Source organism: Streptomyces sp. NPDC047886, from assembly GCF_043204435.1.
Classification (GTDB): Bacteria; Actinomycetota; Actinomycetes; order Streptomycetales; family Streptomycetaceae; genus Streptomyces.
The window spans coordinates 35,571-55,668 of sequence record NZ_JBIDCF010000007.1; the positions used below are offsets into that span (position 1 = coordinate 35,571).

A 20,098-nucleotide genomic window follows, 5' to 3' on the forward strand; every position below is an offset into this window, starting at 1 on the left:
GCGTTCACCGGGCCCGTCACTCGGCCGGTCACCGCGCCGCGCACACGACACAGGGGCCGCCCGCACCACGGATGGCGGGCGGCCCCTGGACGGGACGCGCTGGGAGTGCCGCGCCGGGCGGCACCCGGGTCAGGAGGCCTTGGCCTTCTCCGGTGCGGAGGAGGCGGCGGCCGGCGCCGGGGCCGGCCTGGCGGCCTCGTAGAACTCCTCGCGCGGCGACTCGATGGCGCCGAGCGAGACGACCTCGCGCTTGAGGAACATGGCGAGCGTCCAGTCCGCGAAGATCCGGATCTTACGGTTCCAGGTCGGCATGGCCAGACCGTGGTAGCTGCGGTGCATGTACCAGGCGAGCCGGCCCTTGAGCTTGATCTTCATCTTGCCCACGACGATCATCGCGACGCCCTTGTGCAGGCCGAGACCGGCGACCGCACCCTTGTTGGCGTGCTCGTACGTCTTCTGCGGGAAGCCGCGCATCCCGGAGACCACGTTGTCGCCGAGGACCCGGGCCTGGCGCAGCGCGTGCTGGGCGTTCGGCGGGCACCAGGCGTTCTCGTTGCCGGCCTTGCGGGCGGCGACGTCCGGGACCTGGGCGTTGTCGCCGGCGGCCCAGATGTAGTCGGTGCCCTGGACCTGGAGGGTCTCGGAGGTGTCGACGTGGCCGCGCGGGCCGAGCGGCAGACCGAAGCGGGCGAGCGCCGGGTTCGGCTTCACACCGGCGGTCCACACGATGGTGTTGGAGTCGACCTCCAGGCCGTTCTTCAGCACCACGTGGCCGTCGACGCAGGAGTCCATGGAGGTGGAGAGGTAGACCTCGACCCCACGGCCCTCCAGGTGCTCCTTGCCGTACTTGCCGAGCTTGGGGCCCACCTCGGGGAGGATCTTGTCCGCGGCGTCGACCAGGATGAAGCGCATGTCCTCGCGCTTGACGTTCTGGTAGTACTTCGCGGCGTCGCGGGCCATGTCCTCGACCTCGCCGATGGTCTCCGCACCGGCGAAGCCGCCGCCGACGAAGACGAAGGTCAGCGCCTTGCGGCGGACCTCCTCGTCGGTCGTGGAGTCGGCCTTGTCCAGCTGCTCCAGGACGTGGTTGCGCAGGCCGATGGCCTCCTCGATGCCCTTCATACCGATGCCCTGCTCGGCGAGGCCGGGGATCGGGAAGGTGCGGGAGACCGCGCCGAGCGCGATGACCAGGTAGTCGAACGGCAGCTCGTACGCCTCGCCGACGAGTGGCGCGATGTGCGCGACCTTGCGGTCCTGGTCGATGGTGGTGACCCGCCCGGTGAGGACCTCGGCCTTGGGCAGCACGCGTCGCAGCGGGACGACGACGTGCCGCGGCGAGATGCTGCCGGCGGCTGCTTCGGGGAGGAAGGGCTGGTACGTCATGTACGAGCGGGGGTCGACGACCGTGACGGTCGCCTCGCCGTAGCGCATCTTCTTCAGAATGCGGCGAGCTGCGTACAGGCCTACGTACCCTCCGCCTACTACGAGGATCCTGGGACGCTCCGTGGTGCTCATGCCATCGAGTATCCACCCGCCTCAGGGGGGCCGCTCGTGCGCCCCTTCACAAGCTTCGAGGAGACCTCTGCTACACTGCGCGGCCCACGTGACCGAGGTCATGGCGCGGCACGGGAACCAGGGTGTAACGGAAGTCGTTGTTCACGGCCCCATCACCCCCTGTGAACTGGACCGGAGAGTCTTTCTTAACGACAGACCGCCGCCTTTGTTCACATGGAGGAAACATGCCTGGGGCTACGAATCAGGGGGCCCAAGAGGCCCTGGCGGCGATCCGCAAGGGGCCGGAGAGGCCCCGGGACCCCCGCCAGAGGGCTTTTCCTTGTGAAGAACTTCACGAACCTTTTCCGGCGGGGCGACGCCGGGGGTCCCCCAACCCCCGCGACCACACCGGCGACCAGGCGGTTCCCTCGGGGATCGCGGACGAACACGCCTCCCCGACGGATGCCCTGTGTACACGTAGCCGCGTACACCGACGTCGTGAATGAGAACGCCGTGACCGTACGCGAAGCCCGTGCGCACCTCGCCGACCACATCGACCGGGCCGAGGAAGACGTCCCGACCGTCATCACGCGCAACGGCGCTCCGGTGGCCGCCGTGGTGCCGATCTCGGACTTCGAAGCGCTGGAAGAAGCGGCCGACGTGATGCTGGCGCGTGAAGCCGAGGCGGTCCTGGCCGAGGGCGGCGCCACCGTGACGTCAGGAAGCTCACCGGCCCGTCGGGCCTCTACCGGCTCCGCGTCGGAAGCCACCGGGTCGCCTACCAGATCGACGACGGAGAACTCGTCGTCCTCGTGGTCAAGGTGGGCGACCGGCGGGACGTCTGCCGCGGTCTCTGACGCCCCGCCGCCTGCCACCCCCTCAGCACACCCGGCTCGCCCCGTGATGAGCGGTGCCGTCGAGGCTCGCCCACGCAGGTCACTCAGCGGACGCGCAGCTCCAGGCGATGCCGTCCAGGATGTCGTGTTCGCTGACGACGACCTCACGGGCCCCGATCCGCTCCATGAGCTGCCGCAGGACCAGCGCGCCGGCCCCGATGACATCCACCCGGCCCGGGTGCATCACCGGGATCGCCGCCCGCTCGTCGTGCGTGAGCGCGAGCAGCCGGTCGGAGACCTCCACGACCCGCTCGTAGGGGATGCGGGAACGGTGGATCGCCGCCGAGTCGTACTCCTCCAGCCCCAGCGCTATCGCCGCGACCGTCGTGACCGAACCTGCGAGGCCGACCAGCGTCCGCGCCTCCCGCAGCGGAACCGTCTCCTCCGCCAGGTCGAGCGCCGCCTCCACGTCCGCGCGGATCGCGGCGACCTCGGCGGCCGACGGAGGATCGCTCCGCACATGGCGCTCCGTCAGCCGTACACAGCCGATGTCCACCGACCGGGCGGCCTCGACGTGTTCGCGCCCCACCACGAACTCGGTGGAGCCACCGCCGATGTCCACGACGAGGTACTCGTCGCCGGAGCCGCGCAGCTCCTTCGTGGCGCCCGTGAAGGAGAACTCGGCCTCCTGGTCACCCGTGACGACCTCGGGCTCCACGCCCAGGATGTCCCGCACGCCCCGGACGAAGTCGTCCCGGTTCTCGGCGTCCCGGGACGCGGACGTGGCCACGAACCGGACCTTCCGCGCGCCGGACTCCTCGATGACGGCGGCGTACTCGCGGCAGGCCGCGAACGTCCGCTCCAGCGCCTCGGGCGCGAGACGGCCCGTGCGGTCGACGCCCTGACCGAGGCGGACGATCGTCATCCGCCGGTCGAGGTCCACGATCTCGCCCGTGTCGGGGTCGGCGTCGGCGACGAGGAGGCGGATGGAGTTCGTACCGCAGTCGATGGCGGCGACCCTGGTCACGCGGGCTCCTCCCCGTCCTTCGGCCCGTCCTTCTGCCCGTCCGTCTGCCCGTCCTTCTCGCCGGCCGCGTGGACCGTGACGCACGGGCCCTTCGCCCACCACTCGGGCAGCATCGCGATGGCCTCGTCGCCCAGCGGGTTCACACCGGGCCCGGCGGCGAGCGAGTGGCCCACCAGGACGTGCAGGCACTTCACCCGGTCGGGCATGCCGCCCGCGCTCGGGAAGCCCTCCAGGACCTCGATGGCGTCACGGCGCGCGATGTAGTCCTCGTGCGCGGCGCGGTACGCGGCGGCCAGCTCGGGATCGGTCCCCAGCCGCTCGCTCATCTCCCTCATCACGCCGTTGGCCTCCAGCGTGCCGATCGCGGAAGCGGCACGCGGACAGGTCAGGTAGTACGTGGTGGGGAAGGGTGTGCCGTCGGGGAGCCGCGGCGCGGTCTCCACCACGTCGGGGTTGCCGCACGGGCAGCGGTGCGCGATGGCGCGCAGACCGCGTGGCGGGCGGCCGAGCTGTTCCTTGAAGGCCGCGACATCGGCCTCCGTCGGCTCGGTACGGTCGGTCTGCGGAGGGGGCGTTTCCATGCCTGCCTGCTACTTACTAGTCGTCTTCGCGGTCGGCGCGGTCCACGCCGTCCCAGAGGTCGGAGTACCAGGGACGGTCGGCGCCGCCCTGGTCGGAGCGGTGCTCGCGCACCACTTCCGGGTCGTTCATGGTGAACCCGGTCTCACCGGGCATCACATAGTGCAGATGTTCACGGGCCAGCCGCCTGATGTAGGCGTCGTCCCTGAGCCGCGCCTTCTCGTCGCGCAGCTCCTCCACGCGGGCCCGCGCATCGGCGGCCAGCCGCCGCTGCTCCTCGATCTCGCCGCGCTGCGACACGTACTGCCGCATCGGGTAGGCGAGCGCCACGACGAGCGAGCACACCACCAGCGCCAGGAACGCCGCGCGGCCGGTGAGCCGGGAGCGGCGCGCCTGCCGGCGGCTCTGGGAGCGGTAGACCCGGGCGGCGGTCTGCTCGCCGAGCAGTCGCAGCCTCGTCGCGGTCGAGAACCGGTCCCGCGCCATGTCTTCCGCCTCCCCTGTCCGGTGTCCGTACACGTACGACGTCCCCGGACACGGTACGGGACCGTGGCCGGGGACGTACGGAGGTGCGGGCCTGCAGCTGCCGGCCCTCGCCGGGATCAGTGGTCGGCGGGGCGGAACCTCGGGAACGCGCTGCGGCCGGCGTAGACGGCGGCGTCGTCGAGGATCTCCTCGATGCGCAGCAGCTGGTTGTACTTGGCGACGCGCTCGGAGCGGGCCGGGGCGCCGGTCTTGATCTGGCCGCAGTTGGTGGCGACGGCCAGGTCGGCGATGGTGACGTCCTCGGTCTCGCCGGAGCGGTGCGACATCATGCACTTGAAGCCGTTGCGCTGGGCCAGCTCGACGGCGTCGAGGGTCTCGGTCAGCGAACCGATCTGGTTCACCTTGACGAGCAGCGCGTTGGCGGCGCCCTCCTCGATGCCACGGGCCAGGCGCTCCGGGTTGGTGACGAACAGGTCGTCGCCGACGAGCTGCACCTTGGTGCCGAGCTTCTCGGTGATGACCTTCCAGCCCTCCCAGTCGTCCTCGAAGAGCGGGTCCTCGATGGAGACGAGCGGGTAGGAGGCGACGAGCTCCTCGTAGTACTCGGTCATCTCGGCGGCCGAGCGCGACTTGCCCTCGAACTCGTACGAGCCGTCCTTGTAGAACTCGGAGGCGGCGACGTCGAGGGCGAGCGCGATGTCCTTGCCCGGGACGTATCCGGCCTGCTTGACGGCCTCGAGGATGAGGTCGAGCGCGGCGCGGTTGGAGTCCAGGTTCGGGGCGAAGCCGCCCTCGTCGCCGAGGCCGGTGGACAGGCCCTTGTCCTTCAGGACCTTCTTGAGGGTGTGGTAGACCTCGGTGCCCCAGCGCAGCGCCTCGGAGAAGGACTCCGCGCCGACGGGCGCGATCATGAACTCCTGGATGTCCACGTTGGAGTCGGCGTGCGAGCCGCCGTTCAGGATGTTCATCATCGGCACCGGCAGCAGGTGCGCGTTCGGGCCGCCCAGGTAGCGGAAGAGCGGCAGGTCGGAGGCCTCGGAGGCGGCGTGCGCCACGGCGAGGGACACACCGAGGATGGCGTTGGCGCCGAGCGAGGACTTGTCCGGCGTCGCGTCCAGGTCGAACATCGCCTGGTCGATCAGCCGCTGCTCGGTGGCGTCGTAGCCGACGAGCTCCGGGCCGATCTGCTCGATGACGGCGAGGACGGCCTTCTCGACACCCTTGCCGAGGTAGCGGTTCTGGTCACCGTCGCGGAGCTCGAGGGCCTCGAACGCACCGGTGGAGGCACCGGACGGAACGGCAGCACGGCCGGTGCTGCCGTCGTCGAGGCCGACCTCGACCTCGACCGTGGGATTGCCTCGGGAGTCCAGGATTTCCCGGGCTACGACGACGTCGATGGACGGCACGAGCATCTCCTTCTGGGATGTGACGCGTGGAGTGCAGGGTCACTTTGGCCTTGCGGCAAGAGCCTAACCGCCTCAGGGCCCGCCGCCCGCGACCGCCCGCCTCCTGGGACGAAAAAGGGCCCAACGGCCAGCGTTCCGGGGCAAACGCCCACAAGGTTACTGCCGGGTAGCCCCGGGAACGGGTCGCGGTGGCGCGGCGACCCGGGGGGCGGCACGGCGGCGACCCGGGGGCGGCACGGCGCAGGCCGGGGCGTGCGGCGGGGTGGCCGGCGGCGCCGAGGTGCCGGACGGCCGACGACCCCGGACCGGCGCGTACGGGGTCGGGGGTGTCCCCGCACCCGCCCCGGCCGAAAAGCCGGGGGGGTGCGCCGGGCCGGGGTCGGCCTCGGATCAGGCGAGGTGGAGCTGCTGGCCGGGGTAGATGAGGTCGGCGTCCTCGACGATGTCCTTGTTCAGCTCGAACAGCTTCTGCCAGCCGCCCTTGACGCCCTCGGCCTCGGCGATCGAGGAGAGCGTGTCGCCGGCGACGACCTTGTACTCGCCGTCGCCCTTCTTGACCGTCTTGCCGGCCGGGGTCTTGACGGTCTTCGCCTCGGTCGTGGCCTTGGCGGGGCGCTCCTGGGCACGCGAGGCGCGCTCCGTGGACTTCTGCTCGGTCTGCTGCTTCGGCTGGGCCGGCTGCGCGGCGGCGCCGCCGTCGTACGCGGCGTTCGACAGGCCGACACCGCAGGACGGCCAGGCGCCCTTGCCCTGGCCCGCGAGGACCTTCTCGGCGATGGCTATCTGCTGGGACTTGGAGGCCTTGTCGGCGGTGGACGCGTAGGCGGTACCGCCGTAGGCCGCCCAGGTGGAGGCCGAGAACTGGAGGCCGCCGTAGTAGCCGTTGCCGGTGTTGATGGACCAGTTGCCACCGGACTCGCACTGCGCGACGCGGTCCCACTCGGCGGCGGTCGCGGCCGACGCGGACGTGGCGCCCATCAGCGGGGCGGCGACGGCGACACCGGTGACACCGGCGAACGCGGCGAACCGGGTGACCTTGGACGGGCGACGGTGCTTGCCCTTGCCGGAAATCAGCATGACGAATCTCCTCACCGACGCCTTCGAGGTGAGCTGTCGGGTTCGGGCCTGTGAGTTGCCCGGCCGCGCGATGTCGCGCGACTACACCCCAAGCCGGTTCCCGCCGTCGGGTGGGAGCGGTGATCCGCTCCCCCAACGGCCGGACCCGGCGCTAACCTTGGGTCCCCCGCTCCTGCCTACGGCGCTCGTAGCGACGACTGTTTCCGTCGGCCGGCGGCAGGATTCGGCGTACCGGTCGGACGGAGCCCGCGGTGGCGAGCGGAACGACGGTAAGCACAGAGCCCCGGCAAGTTCAAAGGGGGACATCAGGGTCATTCCCGCCCTACTTGCCTTCACTTTGCGGGCGTTTACGCAGGTGAGAGGCGGAGCGAGCCGAGGTCACGGGAGAGACACGCCAGTTGGAGCAAAGAGACTCATATCTCACTCGGACACAAGCGGACATACGCCCCGAACGCGCCCCTGAACTCCCCGCGAACTACCCCCGCTCCCCCGTCAGATCGAGGCTCTGGCCAGGGAGGATCAGATCCGGGTCGGCACCGACCGTCGAGCGGTTGGCGTCATAGAGGGCCGCCCAGCCGCCGGGGACCTCGTGCGCGTCGGCGATGGCCCAGAGGTTGTCGCCGGCGCGGACGGTGTACGTGCCGGCGGGACCGAGGCCGCTGGCGTCACGTGCCGATCCGTCACCTCGTGAGGTGTGTCGCCCGGATTCACGCTCGATGGACGAATTGTCACCTTCGATCGTTTCGTCCGTCACCTGGGCGCCCGGGCCGGCCGACGCCTCCTCCTTGGCGGGCTCGCCGCGGTGCTTGCCGGTGCCGGTGGAGGTGCCGTCCTGCTCGGCGCCGGGGGTCGCCTCGGGGGACGCGGAGGTCTCGGGGTCGACGATGCCGGGGACCCCGGTGGCGGAGCCGTCGACCCCGGCGCCGGTTCCTGCCCCGCCGGACGTTCCCCCCGTACCGCCCGAACCACCTGTACCGGATGAACCGGACCCTTCGGGCTTTACGGTCGTGTCGGAGGCGCCGGGGTCCGGGGACCCGGTGGAGCCGCCGGTCTCGTCCGGCGCGCCCGACCCGCTCGCGCCGTCCGCGCCGGAGCCGCCGGTCGAGGACGGCAGGCCGTCCGTCAGCCCGGCGATCGGGGCGCACGTCTCCCACGCCTTCGCGCCCCGGTCGGCGTACACCTTCTCGGCGATGGTGATCTGCTGGGCCCGGCTGGCGAGGTCGGCGCGCTGGGCGTAGGACAGACCGCCGTACGCCTCCCAGGTCTCCTGGGAGACCTGGAGTCCGCCGTAGAAGCCGTTGCCGTGGTCCGCGCTCCACATGCCGCCGGACTCGCACTCGGCGACCCGGTCCCACGTGGCGCCCTCGACGGCGGACGCGGTGCCCGCGCCGAGCAGCGGAAGAGCGATGGCGGACCCGGTCACCCCTGCCGCGACGACGAGGGCGGGAGCCTGGCGGGGTCGACGGTGTCGTCCGTTCCCGGAGCGCATGCGGTGTGCCTTTCGCGTGACTGCTGAGGTGACGGTGAACGTAGCGGCATTCGAACGTCAGTCACAAGTCGATGCAGAGGAGATTACGCGAAGATCACAGTGTTGACGCTGCGTCACTTTTCGAGGGGTCTGAACTCCACCGGGAGCGTGCGCAGTCCACGCATGATGAGCCCGCCACGCCAGCGCAAATCACCCGGATCCACCGCAAGTCGCAGGTCCGGCAGGCGGGTCAGCAGCGTCGCCAGCGCGGTCTGCCCCTCCAGCCGCGCGAGCGGCGCACCCAGGCAGTAATGGATGCCGTGTCCGTACCCGAGGTGCTGGTTGTCACGCCGGGACAGATCGAGCGTGTCGGGGTCGGTGAACCGCTCCGGGTCACGGTCGGCGGCCGCGAGCACCACGAGCACCGGATCGCCCGCCGCGATCCGCTCGCCGCCGATGGTCAGCGGCTCGGTCGCGAACCGCCAGGTCGCCAGCTCGACGGGCCCGTCGAAACGCAGCAACTCCTCGACGGCGGTGGCCAGTAGGCCCGTCTCGCCACCCGCCAGCGACGCCTGGAGCCGCTGCCGCTGATCCGGGTGGCGCAGCAGTGCGTACGTGCCGTTGCCGATGAGGTTGACGGTGGTCTCGAAACCGGCGAAGAGCAGGATGAACGCCATCGCCGCGGCCTCGTTCTCGGTGAGGTGCTCGCCGTGGTCGCTGGCACGGATGAGACCCGAGATGAGGTCGTCGCCGGGGTCCTCGCGCTTGCGGTGGATCAGCTCCGCGAGATAGCCGCGCATCCTCTTCACGGACCGCGCCACGCCGCCGCGCGGGCCGCCGCCGTGCCGGATCATCATCCCGGCCCAGTCGCGGAAGTCGTCCTGGTCCTCGCGGGGGACGCCGAGCAGATCGCAAATGGCGTAAATCGGGAGCGGAAAGGCGAAATCGTGGATGAGGTCCGCGCTCCCCTTTGTTGCGAAGTTGTCGATGAGACGGTCCGTCAGCTCCTGGACGCGTGGTGCGAACTCCGCGACGCGGCGGGGCGTGAACGCCTTGGCGACCAGTCGGCGCAGCCGGGTGTGGTCCGGCGGGTCGATGTTGAGCAGATGGGTCATCAGCTCGGCCTTGCGCTCGCCGGGAATGCCCGTCTTGCCCTTGGCGTGCGCCGGCTCGTCGTGGTGGGCCGGGTTCTTGCTGAGCCGCTGGTCGGCGAGGGCCTGCCGGGCGTCCGCGTACCGGGTCACGAGCCAGGCCTCGACCCCGCTGGGCAGCCGGGTCCTGTGCACGGGCGCGTGCTCCCGCAGCCAGGCGTAGGCGGGGTACGGGTCGGTCGCGAACTCCCAGGTGAAGAGCTCGGGCGAGCCGGGCCGACCACCCGGTGCGGCGGCCGGGCCGACCGGGGCGGCGGCCGGGTCGTCCGGGGTGGCGGCCGGGTCGACTGGGGCTGCTGGGGCTGCCGGGTTGTTCGGGGTGGGCGGGTCGTTCGGAGCTACCGGGTCGTACGGGGCGGTGGCCGGGTCGCTCGGGGCGGTGGCCGGGTCGCTCGGGGCTACCGGGTCGTCCGGGGCTGCCGGGTTGTTCGGGGTGGGCGGGTCGTTCGGGGCGTTCACCCCTCGACGGTATCCGGCCCCTCGCCGCGTGCCTCCCGCGCACCGGGCGGCCACGCCGCCTGTCCGGGCTGCCCCTCCGCCGCGAGAATCGCCTCCCTGTACGCGCGCGCGGCCGCCCGCAGCGCGGCTTCCGGGTCGACGCCCGCCGCCTCGGCCCGTACCGCCATGGCGAGCAGCTCATAACCGATGCCCTCGCCCGGCGGCGGCGTCACGTCGAGGCCCGCGTTCCTGACCCGGCTCGCCAGCTTGGCAGCGAGGGCGAGTCCCGGCTGGCCGAGCGGAACGCCGTCGGTCACGGACGTGCGCCGCTTCTCGACGGCCTTCGTGCGCAGCCAGTGCTCCTTGACCTCCTCCGGGGTCTCGGCGGTCTCGCCGCCGAAGACGTGCGGATGGCGGTGGATGAGCTTCTCCACGAGCGTGCCCGCCACATCGTCGAGGGAGAACGGCTCCTCCTCCGCCTCCTGAGCGATACGGGCGTGGAAGACGACCTGGAGCAGGACGTCGCCGAGCTCTTCGCGGAGCTCGTCGCGGTCGCCGTCCTCGATCGCCTCGACCAGCTCGTACGCCTCCTCGATGGCGTACTTGGCCAGGCCCTTGTGGCTCTGCCGCGACGACCAGGGGCACTCGCGGCGGATCCGGTCCATGACCTCGACCAGGTCGAGCAGGCGTGCGCCCGGCAGGTCGTACGAGCCGGGCAGCAGCTCCAGGTCGGGCATGGCGACGCGGCCGGAGCCCGCCATCCGGGCGAGGCCGTCGGTCAGGGCGCTGTCCCCCTCGCCGGACGGCACGACCACGACGGTCCGGCCGCCGGCGCAGGCGTCGACCAGCTCGCCGGCGGTGGGCGCGGCGATCTCGACGGTGACGCCCGCCTCGCGCAGGTACGGCAGCTGCGGGTGACCCGCGTCGGCGCACAGCACCCGGTCGGCGGCGTGCAGCGTCCGCCACGCGGGCCAGGACAGCAGGCCCGGCGCGACCCGGTGGCTGGCGGTGAGCAGGACGATACGGCCGGGGGTCGGGGTGGCTGCGCTCGCGGCGTTCTCGGCGTTCACCCCACGAACCTACATCCCGGTCGGCGCGGCCTCCGCGTCCTGGGTGACCTGCCGGATCCAGGGGGCGCTGTACCGGCCGAGCTGGATCTTGGTGTCGTCCCAGGTGCCGTAGCGCGGGTTCACGTCGATGCGCAGCTTCTTCGACGCGGCCGTGAACAGTTCGGTCAGCTTGCGCTGGCCCTCCGGGCTGTTGGTGACGCCGAGCTTGTCGGCGACCTTGTTCATGAGGATGTTCCGGCGGACCACGGCGTCGATCTCGTCGGGGGCGACGCCCTGCTGCTGGAGCAGCATCGCGGCGAGCTGCTCGTCGCCGCCGCTCTGCTCGGCCGCGGTCTTCCGGGTCTGCTGGATCTCCTTGCGGGTGACGGTGACGCCCGCGTCCGAGGCGACGCGCTCCACGACCCGGTCGAAGATCATGCTGTTGAGCTTCTCGCGGTTGAGGTCGCCGGTCGCCTTGATCAGCTGCTCGGCCTGCGGGGACGCCTGCTGGGCGGCGCGTACGTCCTTGACCTGCGCCTGGAGTGCGCCCACCTCGATCCGGTCGCCGCCCACGACGGCCGCGGCACCCGGGTGGGCGTCGCTGCCGCAGGCGGTGAGCAGCGGGGCCGCGGCCATGAGCGCGGCGGACAAGGAGAGCGCGGTGCGACGGCGGCGGTGCAAGGGGGCCTCCCGGCGTGGGTCGTGCGTCAGTGGGAACGACCGTGCGGTGATCGATGGTAGGCAGTGGTCGTGGCCCAGGCCACTACTTCGGAGTTACTTCTGCCAACGAGTCACGGTCCCGGGGGGTCTCGGGGCGCAACATGATCGTCCGGGAGACGACGAACGTGATGGGGATGGCCGCCGCCGCGGCGATCAGCGGCGCGTACCGGCTGGAGAAGCCCGCGACGTCGACCAGGAGGTACACGCCGCTCGTGGTGATCACGAAGTTGGCGGCGTTGGTGAGCGGGAACAGCAGGAACTTCCGCCAGGTGGGGCGGGTCCGGTAGGTGAACCGGCTGTTCAGGAAGAAGGAGCCCACCATGGCGAGGAGGAAGGCGATGACGTGCGCGGCCACATACGGCAGGCCGACCGCCAGGAGGAGGAGGTAAAGGCCGTAGTACGTGGCGGTGTTCACCACGCCCACCAGCGCGAACCTGGCGATCTGGCCACGGACGGTCATCGTCGTACGAGCTCCCCTGGGGATGGTTCCTGCGGTTCCTGCGGCTCCTGCGGCGCCCGTGGTGCCCGTGGTGCCGTGGCGTTGGTCGCCTTGACCAGGAAGTGCGGGCGCCGCTTCACCTCGTAGTAGATGCGGCCCACGTACTCCCCGACCAGCCCCAGCATCACCATCTGCACTCCGGCGAGTGCCGTGACCGTCACGAGAAGAGTGACATATCCGGGGGTCTCGACGCCGTTCAGCAGGGCGTCGCCGACGATCCACGTCGCATAGAGCCCGGCGGCCGAGACCAGCAGCAGACCGAGGTAGAGAGCGGCTCTCAGCGGTTTGTCATTGAAGGAGAGCAACCCGTCCAGACCGTAGTTGAGGAGTTTCCCGAAACTCCATTTCGAGCGGCCCTGCTCGCGCGTCGCGTTCTCGTAGGCGAACGTCGCCGTGGGAAATCCGACCCAGGCGAAGAGGCCCTTCGAGAAACGGTTGTACTCGGTGAGCGACAGCACCGCGTCGACGGTACGGCGGGACAGCAGCCGGAAGTCGCCGACGCCGTCCACGAGCTCGACGTCCACGAACCGGTTGATGAGCCAGTAGTAGGCACGGGCGGTGGCCGTACGGGTCACCCGGTCGCCCTTGCGGGTACGGCGGGCGACGACCTGGTCGTACCCGTCGGCGTGGAGTTCGAGCATGCGGCGCACCAGCTCGGGCGGGTGCTGCAGGTCGGCGTCCATGATGACGACGGCGTCGCCCGCCGCGTGCCGCAGCCCGGCGAGCATCGCCGCCTCCTTGCCGAAGTTCCGGCTGAAGGAGACGTACCGGACGCGGGGATCGCCGGCCGCCAGCTCCTGGAGCAGGAGGAGTGTGCGGTCCCCGCTTCCGTCGTCCACATAGACCAGCTCGAATTCGGCCGCCGTCTCCGCGCCGAGGCGGGAGAATTCCTCGGTCACGTGCGCGTGGAACCGGTCGATGATCTCTTCTTCGTCGTAACAGGGCACCACTATCGAGATCAGCACGGAAGAAACGACAGCGGGTGTGCGTGTCGCCGGTGGACTCCTTCCGTGGCGGGCAGTCGACCATTGCGTGAACTGGTTCGGCGGCCCGTGGATTTCCCGCCGCGCGCTGGCATATTCGGCACGTGGCCGCTTCCCGAACCCCTTCCCGGCGCCCGTCCGGCCTCCGGTCCGGTCCGCGTGCGCGTGCGCGTCGCGGTGCCTGCGCGGGCGCCGCCGTGCTCGCGGCCCTCGCCGTCTGCGCCGGAGACGCCGTCGCCCGTACGTTCCCCTTCGGACCGCACACGCGGAGCGTCAACGACCTCGGCAACCAGTTCGTGCCGTTCCACGCCCGGCTGTGGGACCTGCTGCACGGACGGGCCGACGGCGGCCTGTTCCTCAACTGGGCGTCCGGGTTCGGAACGAGCTTCCTGCCCGATCTGGGCACCTATCTGACGAGCCCGTTCGCCCTGCTCGTCGGGGTCTTCCCGCGCGACCGGATCGACCTGGCCGTGTATGTGATCGGCGTGCTGAAGACGGGCACGGCCGCCGCCGTCATGACGCTGCTGCTGCTCGCCCAGCGCCCGGGGAGCCGGTGGGGCGCCGGAGTGCTCGGCGCCTCGTACGCGCTGTGCGGCTGGTCCGTGATCGAGGCGTCGTACAACCCCATGTGGCTCGACGGGCTCATCGCCTTCCCGCTGCTGTGCCTGGTCGGCGAGTGGGTACGGGACGGCCGCCACCGGGCCCTGGGGCCGGTCGTCGTCGGTGCCGTCTGGGTGGCCAACTTCTACACCGCCTACATGGCGACGCTGGGCGCGGCGCTGGTGCTCCTCGCGCGGGGCGGGGCACGGCCGCGCGTCCTGGGCCAGGCCGCCGGGACGGTGCTGCTGGGCGTCGGGCTGGCCGCGCCGGTCCTGGTCCCGGTGTTCCTCGGCTCCCGGCACGCCTACCCCGGCTGGACGCGGTCGTTCCAGGCGGCGGACTGGACGGACGTGGCCGCACGCGCGCTTCCCGCGACGTACAGCTTCTTCACCCCGGCCGTCTTCCTCGGGACGGGCGCCCTGCTGCTGGCGGCGGCGCTCGCCTTCCACGGCGGAGTGCCGCGCCGGGAGCGGTGGGTGTGGCCGGGCCTCGTGGCGGGGGTGCTGCTGTCGGCGCAGTGGGAGCCGACCCACCTGGTGTGGCATGTGTTCGCCACGCCCAACGGCAGCCCGTACCGGCAGACGTTCGTCCTGGCCGGTGTGGTGGTCATGGCCGCGTGGACCGGTGTCTCCCACGGCTGGCCGGGCCCCCGGGCCCTGCTCGGGGGCGGCGCCGTACTGGCTGCGGTGGCCGCCGCCGCCGGGCCCAGCGCCCTGGTGACGGGCCCGGCGTACGCCCTGTTCGGCGCGGGGCTCGCGGGCGCGGTCGCGGCGGTGGCGCTGCTGCGGCGGGGACGGGGACGGCGGGTTCTCCGGGTGGCCGGGGGCCTGGTGCTGGCGGGGGCGCTCGTCGGGCAGGCCGCCGCCACCACGGCGTACGCCGACCGGGAGCGGCTCCGGCGGCTGGACGACTACCCGGCATGGGGCGCGGCGCACGAGGCGCGGGCGGCGGCGGTGGCCCGCGCCGACGGCTGGCCGCGCCACCGGACCGACCCCGGGCGACCGCAGCTCACCGGGAACGATCCGCTGCTGGTCGGCGGGCAGGGCGCCGCCTACTACAGCAGTCACACCCCGGACGTGCTCACGCGGACGCTGGCGGCGCTGGGCGGCGGCTGGACGTCGAACGGCCGGAACCTGCAGAGCCTGGACAACCCGGTCACGGACGCGCTGTTCGCGGTCGGCGCGCGCTGGCGGGACGGCTCGCTCACCCGTACGAGCGAACCGCCGCCGCTGGTGACGGTCCGTCCGTCGGGACGGGAACTCCGGTACGGGGCCTCACCGTTCCACAACCAGGAACTGCTGCTCGGGTCACGCGTCTACGACCTCCCCGCGGACGGCGCGTGCCCGGTCGGCAGCGAGGTCTTCGTCTGGGCGCCCGACGTCACCGGCACGGCGCGCCTCGGCGACGGCGGACGCCCGGTGGAGCTGCGCGGCGGGCTGCCCAGGCGGCGCGCGCCCATGACCCCGCTGGGCGTCCAGCGGGAGGCGGGCGCCACGGTGCGGCTGGAGGGCCGTGGCGCGGTGCCCGACGGAAGCGTGGGCTGCCTGGACCGGGACCGGCTCGCCGCCGCGGTCGCCGGGCTGCGCGCGACCGGCGCGGTCGCGGTGCGGGTCACCGGCGACGGCGTGCGCGCCGAGCTGCCGCCGGGCGCGCGCGGCACAGCCGTGCTGGCCGCGCCCCGGATCGCGGGCTGGAAGTGCGAGGGCCGCCCGGCCGGCTCGTACCTGGGCCTGGTCGCCGTCGAACTGGGCGAGGGGGAGGGCGCGGACACCGGGCCTCGGACCGTCACCTGCGCGTTCCGGCCGCCGGGGCTGCGCGCGGGCACGGCCGTGGGCGCGGTCGCCCTGGTGGCGCTGGCGGGAGTCGTGGTGTTCCCCGGATGGCGCAGCCGTCGGCCGCGTCGCCCGGACGCCACCAAGACTTCACCCGTACAGCACCGAGCCGTGGCCCGTGCGAAGGCGGGCGCGGCGTAGCTTCACGGCATGCCCTCTCTCCTGAGCAACCGGCTGGCGAAGCGGGTTCTGCGGCCCGCGTTCACGCTGATCGAGCAGCGTCTGGAGCGTGCCACCCACGCCTTCCAGTCCGACCTCGACGCCCTGCACCACCAGATGGCCGACCTGCGCCGGCAGAGTTACGGGCTGTCCCTGCTGCTGGGTCAGGCCGGCCGGGACGGGCACCGGATGCCGACCGCCACCCAGGTCGACACCCTGGTGCACGAGGTCCGCGTCCTCGCCGGGGAGCGCGACGAGCACGTGCGGCGGGACGTGACCGTCGCCTACCGCCATCTCGTCGCGCTGGAGGCGCTCGGTGCGGGCGGGCTCAGCGGGTCGGTGTCCGACGTGTGCGGGCGGCTGGCGGCGGTGCCGCTGCTCACCCCGCCGAACGGCGAGGTGCTGGAGATCGGCACCGGACACGGACTGTTCGCGGCGGCGCTCCAGCGCATACTGCGCCGCGACGGGGTGGAGGCCCGGCTGACGATCGTGGATCCGCTGGACGGCCCGCCGACCCGGGAGGAGACGGTACGGGCCAACCTGACGCTGGGCGGCGCGCCTTCCTCGCCCGGTGCCCGCCTCGTCCGGGGCGGCCTCGACGACGCGGAGGTCCGCGACCGGGTCGGCGACCGCAGGTACGGCGTCATCGTGGTGAACGGCCACGGCCGGGGGCCGGGCGGCGCCCCGGAACCGGACCTGGCGCAGGTGCGGCGGCTCGCGGCGCACGGCGCGGTCGTCGTCCTGGCCGGGGACGCCGCGCCGACGGCCGCGGCCCCCACCGCCGGGCTCACGCTCCTGGGCCGGGTCGCGGACTCCGCGTACTGCCGGGCGGCGTGACGGTCTGGTCGGTGTGGCGGCCCGGGGCGGCGCGACGCCCCGGGGTGGCATGACGGTGTCGCGCTGTGACGGCCCCGGAGGCCGGTGGCGGCCGGAGCACGGCCGGTCCGCTATACCCCGCGCATCTCCTGCTGCCGCTGGAGTGCGCGGCGCAGCTCGGCCGCGAGCGGATGGTACGGGCCGTACGCACGCTCCGTGTCGTACAGCAGGGTCTGCAACTGCTGGTAGGCGGCGGTGTGGTCGCCCATCGTCAGCAGCAGGTGCCCCATGCGGTGCCGGATGTCGAACGCCCTGGTCAGGTCCTGGCCGGACGGCCCACCGCTCTCGAAGTACGGCAGGACCGCGCGGTATTCGGCGAGGGCGGCCGCCGACTCGCCGAGCTGCTCCAGGCACTGGGCCGCGTCGTAGCGGTACTGGAGCGTCTGCGGGTCGCCGGGGCCGGCCTCGGCCTCCCTGTCGTCGGCGAGGCGGCGCAGTTCGGGCAGCGCCCGGCGGTACTGGCCGTCGTCCATCAGCGTCGTCGCGTACTGCTTGCGCAGGATACGGACGACGGCCGACCGTTCGCCGTGCTCGGCGGCGGCCGCCGGCAGGATCGCGCCGAGGATGTCGACCGCCTGCGTGATCCGGCCCTCCCCGAGGAGCCTCTTGACGTCGTCGACGGCGGCCGCCACGTCGGGACGGCCGACGGCGGGCGGCACGGGCGGCACGGGCGGCGGTACGGGCGCCGCACCGGGCGCCGCGGCACGATCCGGCCAGGGGGCGAGCGGCCGCAGGAACGGACGCGTCGGGTCGAGCGGACCCGCCGGGGTGCCGCCGCCGCGGACGGGCAGCAGCGGTGCGAGCGCCTCGTACACCTCCTGCGCACCGGACGGCCGGTGCCCGGGGTCCTTGGACAGCAGCCGCAGGACGAGCGCCTCCAGGGCGTCGGGGACCTCGGGGCGCAGCCGGCGGACGGGTACCGGCGGCTCGTAGAGATGGCGGTGGAGGACGCCGAGGGCGGTGGAACCGGCGAAGGGAACCGTGCCGCTGAGGAGTTCGTGAAGCAGCACCCCGAGCGCGTACAGATCGGTGAACGGGCCGACGGCACCGCCCATCGCCTGCTCCGGCGCCATGTAGGCGGGCGTCCCGATCGGTGATCCGGTATGGGTGAGGCGGGTGGTGTCCATGTCGATGACGGAGGCCACGCCGAGGTCGAGGACGGTGACCGTGCCGTCCGGCTTCACCATCACGTTGCGGGGCTTGAGGTCACGGTGGACGATCGGCACGGCGTGCACCGCGGCGAGCACCGCGCAGAGCTGCGCGGCGACGGCGACGGCCCACGGCCAGGGGTACGGCTCGTGCTCGGCGAGGTGGTCGGCGAGGTCGGCGCCCTCGACGTACTGCATGACCAGGTACAGGTCGTCGCCGTCGCTGCCCGCGTCATGGACGGTGACCAGTCCCGGGTGGGCGACCTGTGCGGTGACGCGGCACTCGCGGACGAAGCGGCGGCGCATCTCCTCGGCGGCGGTGGCGGCCGCCATGTGGTCGGGACGGAGCAGTTTGACGGCGACGCGGCGGTCGAGCCGCCGGTCGTACGCCGTCCAGACCTGGCCCATGCCGCCCTGGCCGATGACGGTGGAGAGTTCGTAACGGCCGGTGATGACCCGTCCGTTCACTTGCCCTCTTCCTTACGCAGAAGATCGCTGAGCTCGTCCAGTTCGGCGCGGACCTGGCGGATGCGCGGGGAGCCGGGGGCCTGCGGCTGCGGCTGCGGCGGGGTGGAGGGGGTGGGCTGGGCCACGTTCCCGTAGGGCTGAGGGAGGACCGGCGGCCAGGGGTGCGGACGGGACGGGGGCTGGGCCTGGGTGTGGGGGTGGGTCTGGGGCTGCTGCGGTTGGTGTCGGGGCTGGGGGTGGACCTGCGGTTGGGTCTGGGGGTGGACCTGCGGTTGGGTCTGGGCGTGGGGGTATCCGTACCCGCCGCCCGCCGTCCCCGGATACGTCAGGGCGTACGGCGAGGCGGCCGGACGACCGCCGCACCGGTCGTGGTGACGGATGTCGGCGTACAGGAAGTAGCCCGTGAACAGCGCCGCGTTCAGCAGGATCCCGCCCACCGCGAGGTCCGCCCGCGTGGTCTCGATGTCGTCGGGAACGAGCGCGGCGCACACGATCGTGATCGCCACGGAGACGCCGAACAGGACCCAGTCGAGCGCGCGGCGCGTCACGACGGCCAGCCGCAGCACCGTGGCCCACGTGAGCAGGCCGAGGCTCAGCAGCGGCAGCACCGCGAACAGTACGCGCCACACGATGACGTGCGTCGGCGTACGAGGCTGCGGTGGCACGAAGCCCTGGCCGTACATGGCTGCTCCTGAGGACCGTCGGGGACACGGGAGGATACGGGGTCGAGCGTATACACCGACACCGACGACGCCCCCAGGGTCGTACGGAACCGTGCCCCTCCGTCACGCCTCCAGGGTGCCGTCCGTGAGCCCGTCGTACATACCGCGGACCAGCTGCTCCCCGAGCCGGCTCGTCCGGCGCAGCGCCCACTCGAACTCGGCGAGCGCCCGGAACCGCTCGCCGTACCGCCGCTGTTCGGCCAGGAGCAGCCTGGGCAGCTGGAGGCGCCGCACGTCGAGCCGGCTGGCGGTGGACGCGTAGCTGCTGGCCTGCCGCTGATTCTCGGCACGGCCGCGCTGATCCTCGGCATCATCGGCACCGTCTCGGGCCTCATCCCGCTGTTCTTCTGGCCGGCGGGCATCCTCGGCCTGATCGCCCTGATCCTCGGCCTGGCCGCGCTGGTCCTCTCCGTCGTGGGCGCGGTCATCACGTTCAAGGCCGTGGGCGACGCCGTGGACGAGATCGACAAGGCGATCAGCAGCACCGCCCCGTCGGACACCACGACCGGTGCCGGCAAGGCCGACGGCGCGGACAAGGGCACCGGCGCGGGCACGGACAAGGAGAAGGAGAAGGTCCCGGAGCTCCTGGCCGCCGACGACACCCTCGTCTATGACGACGACCTGAACGTCACGGTCTCCGCGGCCAAGCCGTTCAAGCCGAGCGACACCGCCGCGGGCCACACGGAAGGCAACAAGGCGTACGAGGTCACCGTCGTCATCGAGAACGCCGGCAAGGAGAAGTTCGGCGCCGACCTGGTCACCCTGGAGGCCGCGCGGGGAAGGACGGGGTGGCCGCCGAGGAGATCTACGACGACACGGTCGGCAAGGGCTTCAGCGGTTCGGTCCTGCCCGGCAAGAAGGCCACCGTGACGTTCGCCTTCTCGGTCCCGGCCGACGCGAAGACCCTGACCATCGAGGTCAGCCCCGGAGTGGAGCACGATGACCAGCAGTGGGAACTGAAGCTCTGACCCACGGAGAACGACCCGTGCGCCCTGCCCCATGGATCCTGACCCGGGGGGGGAATGATCCAAGGGGCCGACGCGCACGGTCGGGCGACTCCCGGGTGCGGACGGCTCAGGG

16 protein-coding genes, 4 pseudogenes and 1 riboswitch are annotated in these 20,098 nt (G+C 72.3%); of the genes and pseudogenes, 5 read left to right on the top strand and 15 right to left on the bottom strand.

The genetic code is table 11. From position 1 onward, the window contains the following. Window positions 1–129 precede the first annotated feature (129 nt). Window positions 130–1,515, bottom strand: coding sequence for an NAD(P)/FAD-dependent oxidoreductase (locus tag ACGF5U_RS23020; protein WP_392715024.1), 1,386 nt, complete (start codon window positions 1,513–1,515; stop codon window positions 130–132). Between the two features lie 477 nt (window positions 1,516–1,992). Here ACGF5U_RS23020 and ACGF5U_RS23025 point away from each other — a divergent pair. Both ACGF5U_RS23025 and ACGF5U_RS23030 read left to right on the top strand, forming a co-directional pair. Continuing rightward, window positions 1,993–2,211: pseudogene (locus tag ACGF5U_RS23025) on the top strand (type II toxin-antitoxin system Phd/YefM family antitoxin); the annotation flags it as partial. Continuing rightward, window positions 2,196–2,351, top strand: a pseudogene (locus ACGF5U_RS23030) (type II toxin-antitoxin system RelE/ParE family toxin); the annotation flags it as partial. The pseudogenes ACGF5U_RS23025 and ACGF5U_RS23030, both read left to right, overlap by 16 nt. Before the next feature lie 79 nt (window positions 2,352–2,430). Here the strand turns inward: ACGF5U_RS23030 and ACGF5U_RS23035 are convergent. The 11 genes from ACGF5U_RS23035 to ACGF5U_RS23085 all read right to left on the bottom strand — a co-directional run bounded on the left by ACGF5U_RS23035 (window position 2,431) and on the right by ACGF5U_RS23085 (window position 13,195). Beyond that, the gene (locus ACGF5U_RS23035; RefSeq protein ID WP_392715025.1) at window positions 2,431–3,357 is read right to left on the bottom strand and encodes an exopolyphosphatase; all 927 of its coding nucleotides are present in this window, start codon (window positions 3,355–3,357) and stop codon (window positions 2,431–2,433) included. Further along, window positions 3,354–3,938, bottom strand: a complete 585-nt coding sequence (locus ACGF5U_RS23040; RefSeq protein WP_392715026.1) for a DUF501 domain-containing protein — start codon at window positions 3,936–3,938, stop codon at window positions 3,354–3,356. The genes ACGF5U_RS23035 and ACGF5U_RS23040 overlap by 4 nt, the downstream gene beginning before the upstream one ends. A gap of 16 nt (window positions 3,939–3,954) precedes the next feature. Further along, entirely contained in the window at window positions 3,955–4,422 is a 468-nt protein-coding gene (locus ACGF5U_RS23045; RefSeq protein ID WP_392715027.1) for a septum formation initiator family protein, read from the bottom strand. A 116-nt stretch (window positions 4,423–4,538) separates the two neighbouring features. Continuing rightward, window positions 4,539–5,834, bottom strand: a complete 1,296-nt coding sequence (gene eno / locus ACGF5U_RS23050) for a phosphopyruvate hydratase (RefSeq protein WP_392715028.1) — start codon at window positions 5,832–5,834, stop codon at window positions 4,539–4,541. 384 nt (window positions 5,835–6,218) lie between these two features. Beyond that, window positions 6,219–6,905, bottom strand: a complete 687-nt coding sequence (locus ACGF5U_RS23055; protein ID WP_392715029.1) for a transglycosylase family protein — start codon at window positions 6,903–6,905, stop codon at window positions 6,219–6,221. 3 nt (window positions 6,906–6,908) lie between these two features. Further along, window positions 6,909–7,099: riboswitch (cyclic di-AMP (ydaO/yuaA leader) on the bottom strand. Between the two features lie 281 nt (window positions 7,100–7,380). Further along, entirely contained in the window at window positions 7,381–8,394 is a 1,014-nt protein-coding gene (locus ACGF5U_RS23060) for a transglycosylase family protein (RefSeq protein ID WP_392715030.1), read from the bottom strand. Window positions 8,395–8,507: 113 nt separating this feature from the next. Then, window positions 8,508–9,983: a cytochrome P450 gene (locus ACGF5U_RS23065; protein ID WP_392715031.1), complete on the bottom strand. Its 1,476-nt coding sequence runs from the start codon at window positions 9,981–9,983 to the stop codon at window positions 8,508–8,510. Then, window positions 9,980–11,032 (bottom strand): nucleoside triphosphate pyrophosphohydrolase, encoded by a 1,053-nt coding sequence (locus ACGF5U_RS23070; RefSeq protein ID WP_392715032.1) that lies wholly within the window; start codon window positions 11,030–11,032, stop codon window positions 9,980–9,982. Before ACGF5U_RS23070 ends, ACGF5U_RS23065 begins: the two co-directional genes overlap by 4 nt. Before the next feature lie 9 nt (window positions 11,033–11,041). Beyond that, entirely contained in the window at window positions 11,042–11,692 is a 651-nt protein-coding gene (locus tag ACGF5U_RS23075; RefSeq protein ID WP_392715033.1) for a SurA N-terminal domain-containing protein, read from the bottom strand. A gap of 82 nt (window positions 11,693–11,774) precedes the next feature. Next, complete coding sequence (locus ACGF5U_RS23080) at window positions 11,775–12,191, bottom strand: GtrA family protein (RefSeq protein ID WP_392715034.1); 417 nt, start codon at window positions 12,189–12,191, stop codon at window positions 11,775–11,777. Beyond that, a complete protein-coding gene (locus tag ACGF5U_RS23085; protein WP_392715035.1) occupies window positions 12,188–13,195 on the bottom strand; it encodes a glycosyltransferase family 2 protein in 1,008 nt (335 codons plus the stop codon). Before ACGF5U_RS23085 ends, ACGF5U_RS23080 begins: the two co-directional genes overlap by 4 nt. 122 nt (window positions 13,196–13,317) lie before the next feature. Between ACGF5U_RS23085 and ACGF5U_RS23090 the strand changes: the two genes are divergently transcribed. Beyond that, window positions 13,318–15,786, top strand: a complete 2,469-nt coding sequence (locus ACGF5U_RS23090; protein ID WP_392715036.1) for a YfhO family protein — start codon at window positions 13,318–13,320, stop codon at window positions 15,784–15,786. A 9-nt stretch (window positions 15,787–15,795) separates the two neighbouring features. Next, window positions 15,796–16,641, top strand: a complete 846-nt coding sequence (locus tag ACGF5U_RS23095) for a class I SAM-dependent methyltransferase (protein ID WP_392715037.1) — start codon at window positions 15,796–15,798, stop codon at window positions 16,639–16,641. 110 nt (window positions 16,642–16,751) lie between these two features. Here ACGF5U_RS23095 and ACGF5U_RS23100 read toward each other — a convergent pair whose 3' ends face one another. The 3 genes and pseudogenes from ACGF5U_RS23100 to ACGF5U_RS23110 all read right to left on the bottom strand — a co-directional run. Then, entirely contained in the window at window positions 16,752–18,296 is a 1,545-nt protein-coding gene (locus ACGF5U_RS23100) for a protein kinase (RefSeq protein WP_392715038.1), read from the bottom strand. Beyond that, the gene (locus ACGF5U_RS23105; protein ID WP_392715039.1) at window positions 18,293–18,979 is read right to left on the bottom strand and encodes a hypothetical protein; all 687 of its coding nucleotides are present in this window, start codon (window positions 18,977–18,979) and stop codon (window positions 18,293–18,295) included. The genes ACGF5U_RS23100 and ACGF5U_RS23105 overlap by 4 nt, the downstream gene beginning before the upstream one ends. A gap of 102 nt (window positions 18,980–19,081) precedes the next feature. After that, window positions 19,082–19,315: pseudogene (locus ACGF5U_RS23110) on the bottom strand (SAM-dependent methyltransferase); the annotation flags it as partial. On the opposite strand from ACGF5U_RS23110, the pseudogene ACGF5U_RS23115 reads away from it, so the two are divergent. Then, a pseudogene (locus ACGF5U_RS23115) lies at window positions 19,211–19,986 on the top strand (DUF4352 domain-containing protein). The pseudogenes ACGF5U_RS23110 and ACGF5U_RS23115 sit on opposite strands and share 105 nt — an antisense overlap. Window positions 19,987–20,098 lie beyond the last annotated feature (112 nt).

Excerpts from the sequence above, each read along its gene's own strand:
- ACGF5U_RS23020 (WP_392715024.1), bottom strand. The coding sequence starts at position 1,515 with ATGAGCACCACGGAGCGTCCCAGGATCCTCGTAGTAGGCGGAGGGTAC.
- ACGF5U_RS23040 (WP_392715026.1), bottom strand. The coding sequence starts at position 3,938 with ATGGAAACGCCCCCTCCGCAGACCGACCGTACCGAGCCGACGGAGGCC.
- ACGF5U_RS23045 (WP_392715027.1), bottom strand. The coding sequence starts at position 4,422 with ATGGCGCGGGACCGGTTCTCGACCGCGACGAGGCTGCGACTGCTCGGC.
- eno (WP_392715028.1), bottom strand. The coding sequence starts at position 5,834 with ATGCTCGTGCCGTCCATCGACGTCGTCGTAGCCCGGGAAATCCTGGAC.
- ACGF5U_RS23055 (WP_392715029.1), bottom strand. The coding sequence starts at position 6,905 with ATGCTGATTTCCGGCAAGGGCAAGCACCGTCGCCCGTCCAAGGTCACC.
- ACGF5U_RS23060 (WP_392715030.1), bottom strand. The coding sequence starts at position 8,394 with ATGCGCTCCGGGAACGGACGACACCGTCGACCCCGCCAGGCTCCCGCC.
- ACGF5U_RS23080 (WP_392715034.1), bottom strand. The coding sequence starts at position 12,191 with ATGACCGTCCGTGGCCAGATCGCCAGGTTCGCGCTGGTGGGCGTGGTG.
- ACGF5U_RS23095 (WP_392715037.1), top strand. The coding sequence starts at position 15,796 with ATGCCCTCTCTCCTGAGCAACCGGCTGGCGAAGCGGGTTCTGCGGCCC.
- ACGF5U_RS23105 (WP_392715039.1), bottom strand. The coding sequence starts at position 18,979 with ATGTACGGCCAGGGCTTCGTGCCACCGCAGCCTCGTACGCCGACGCAC.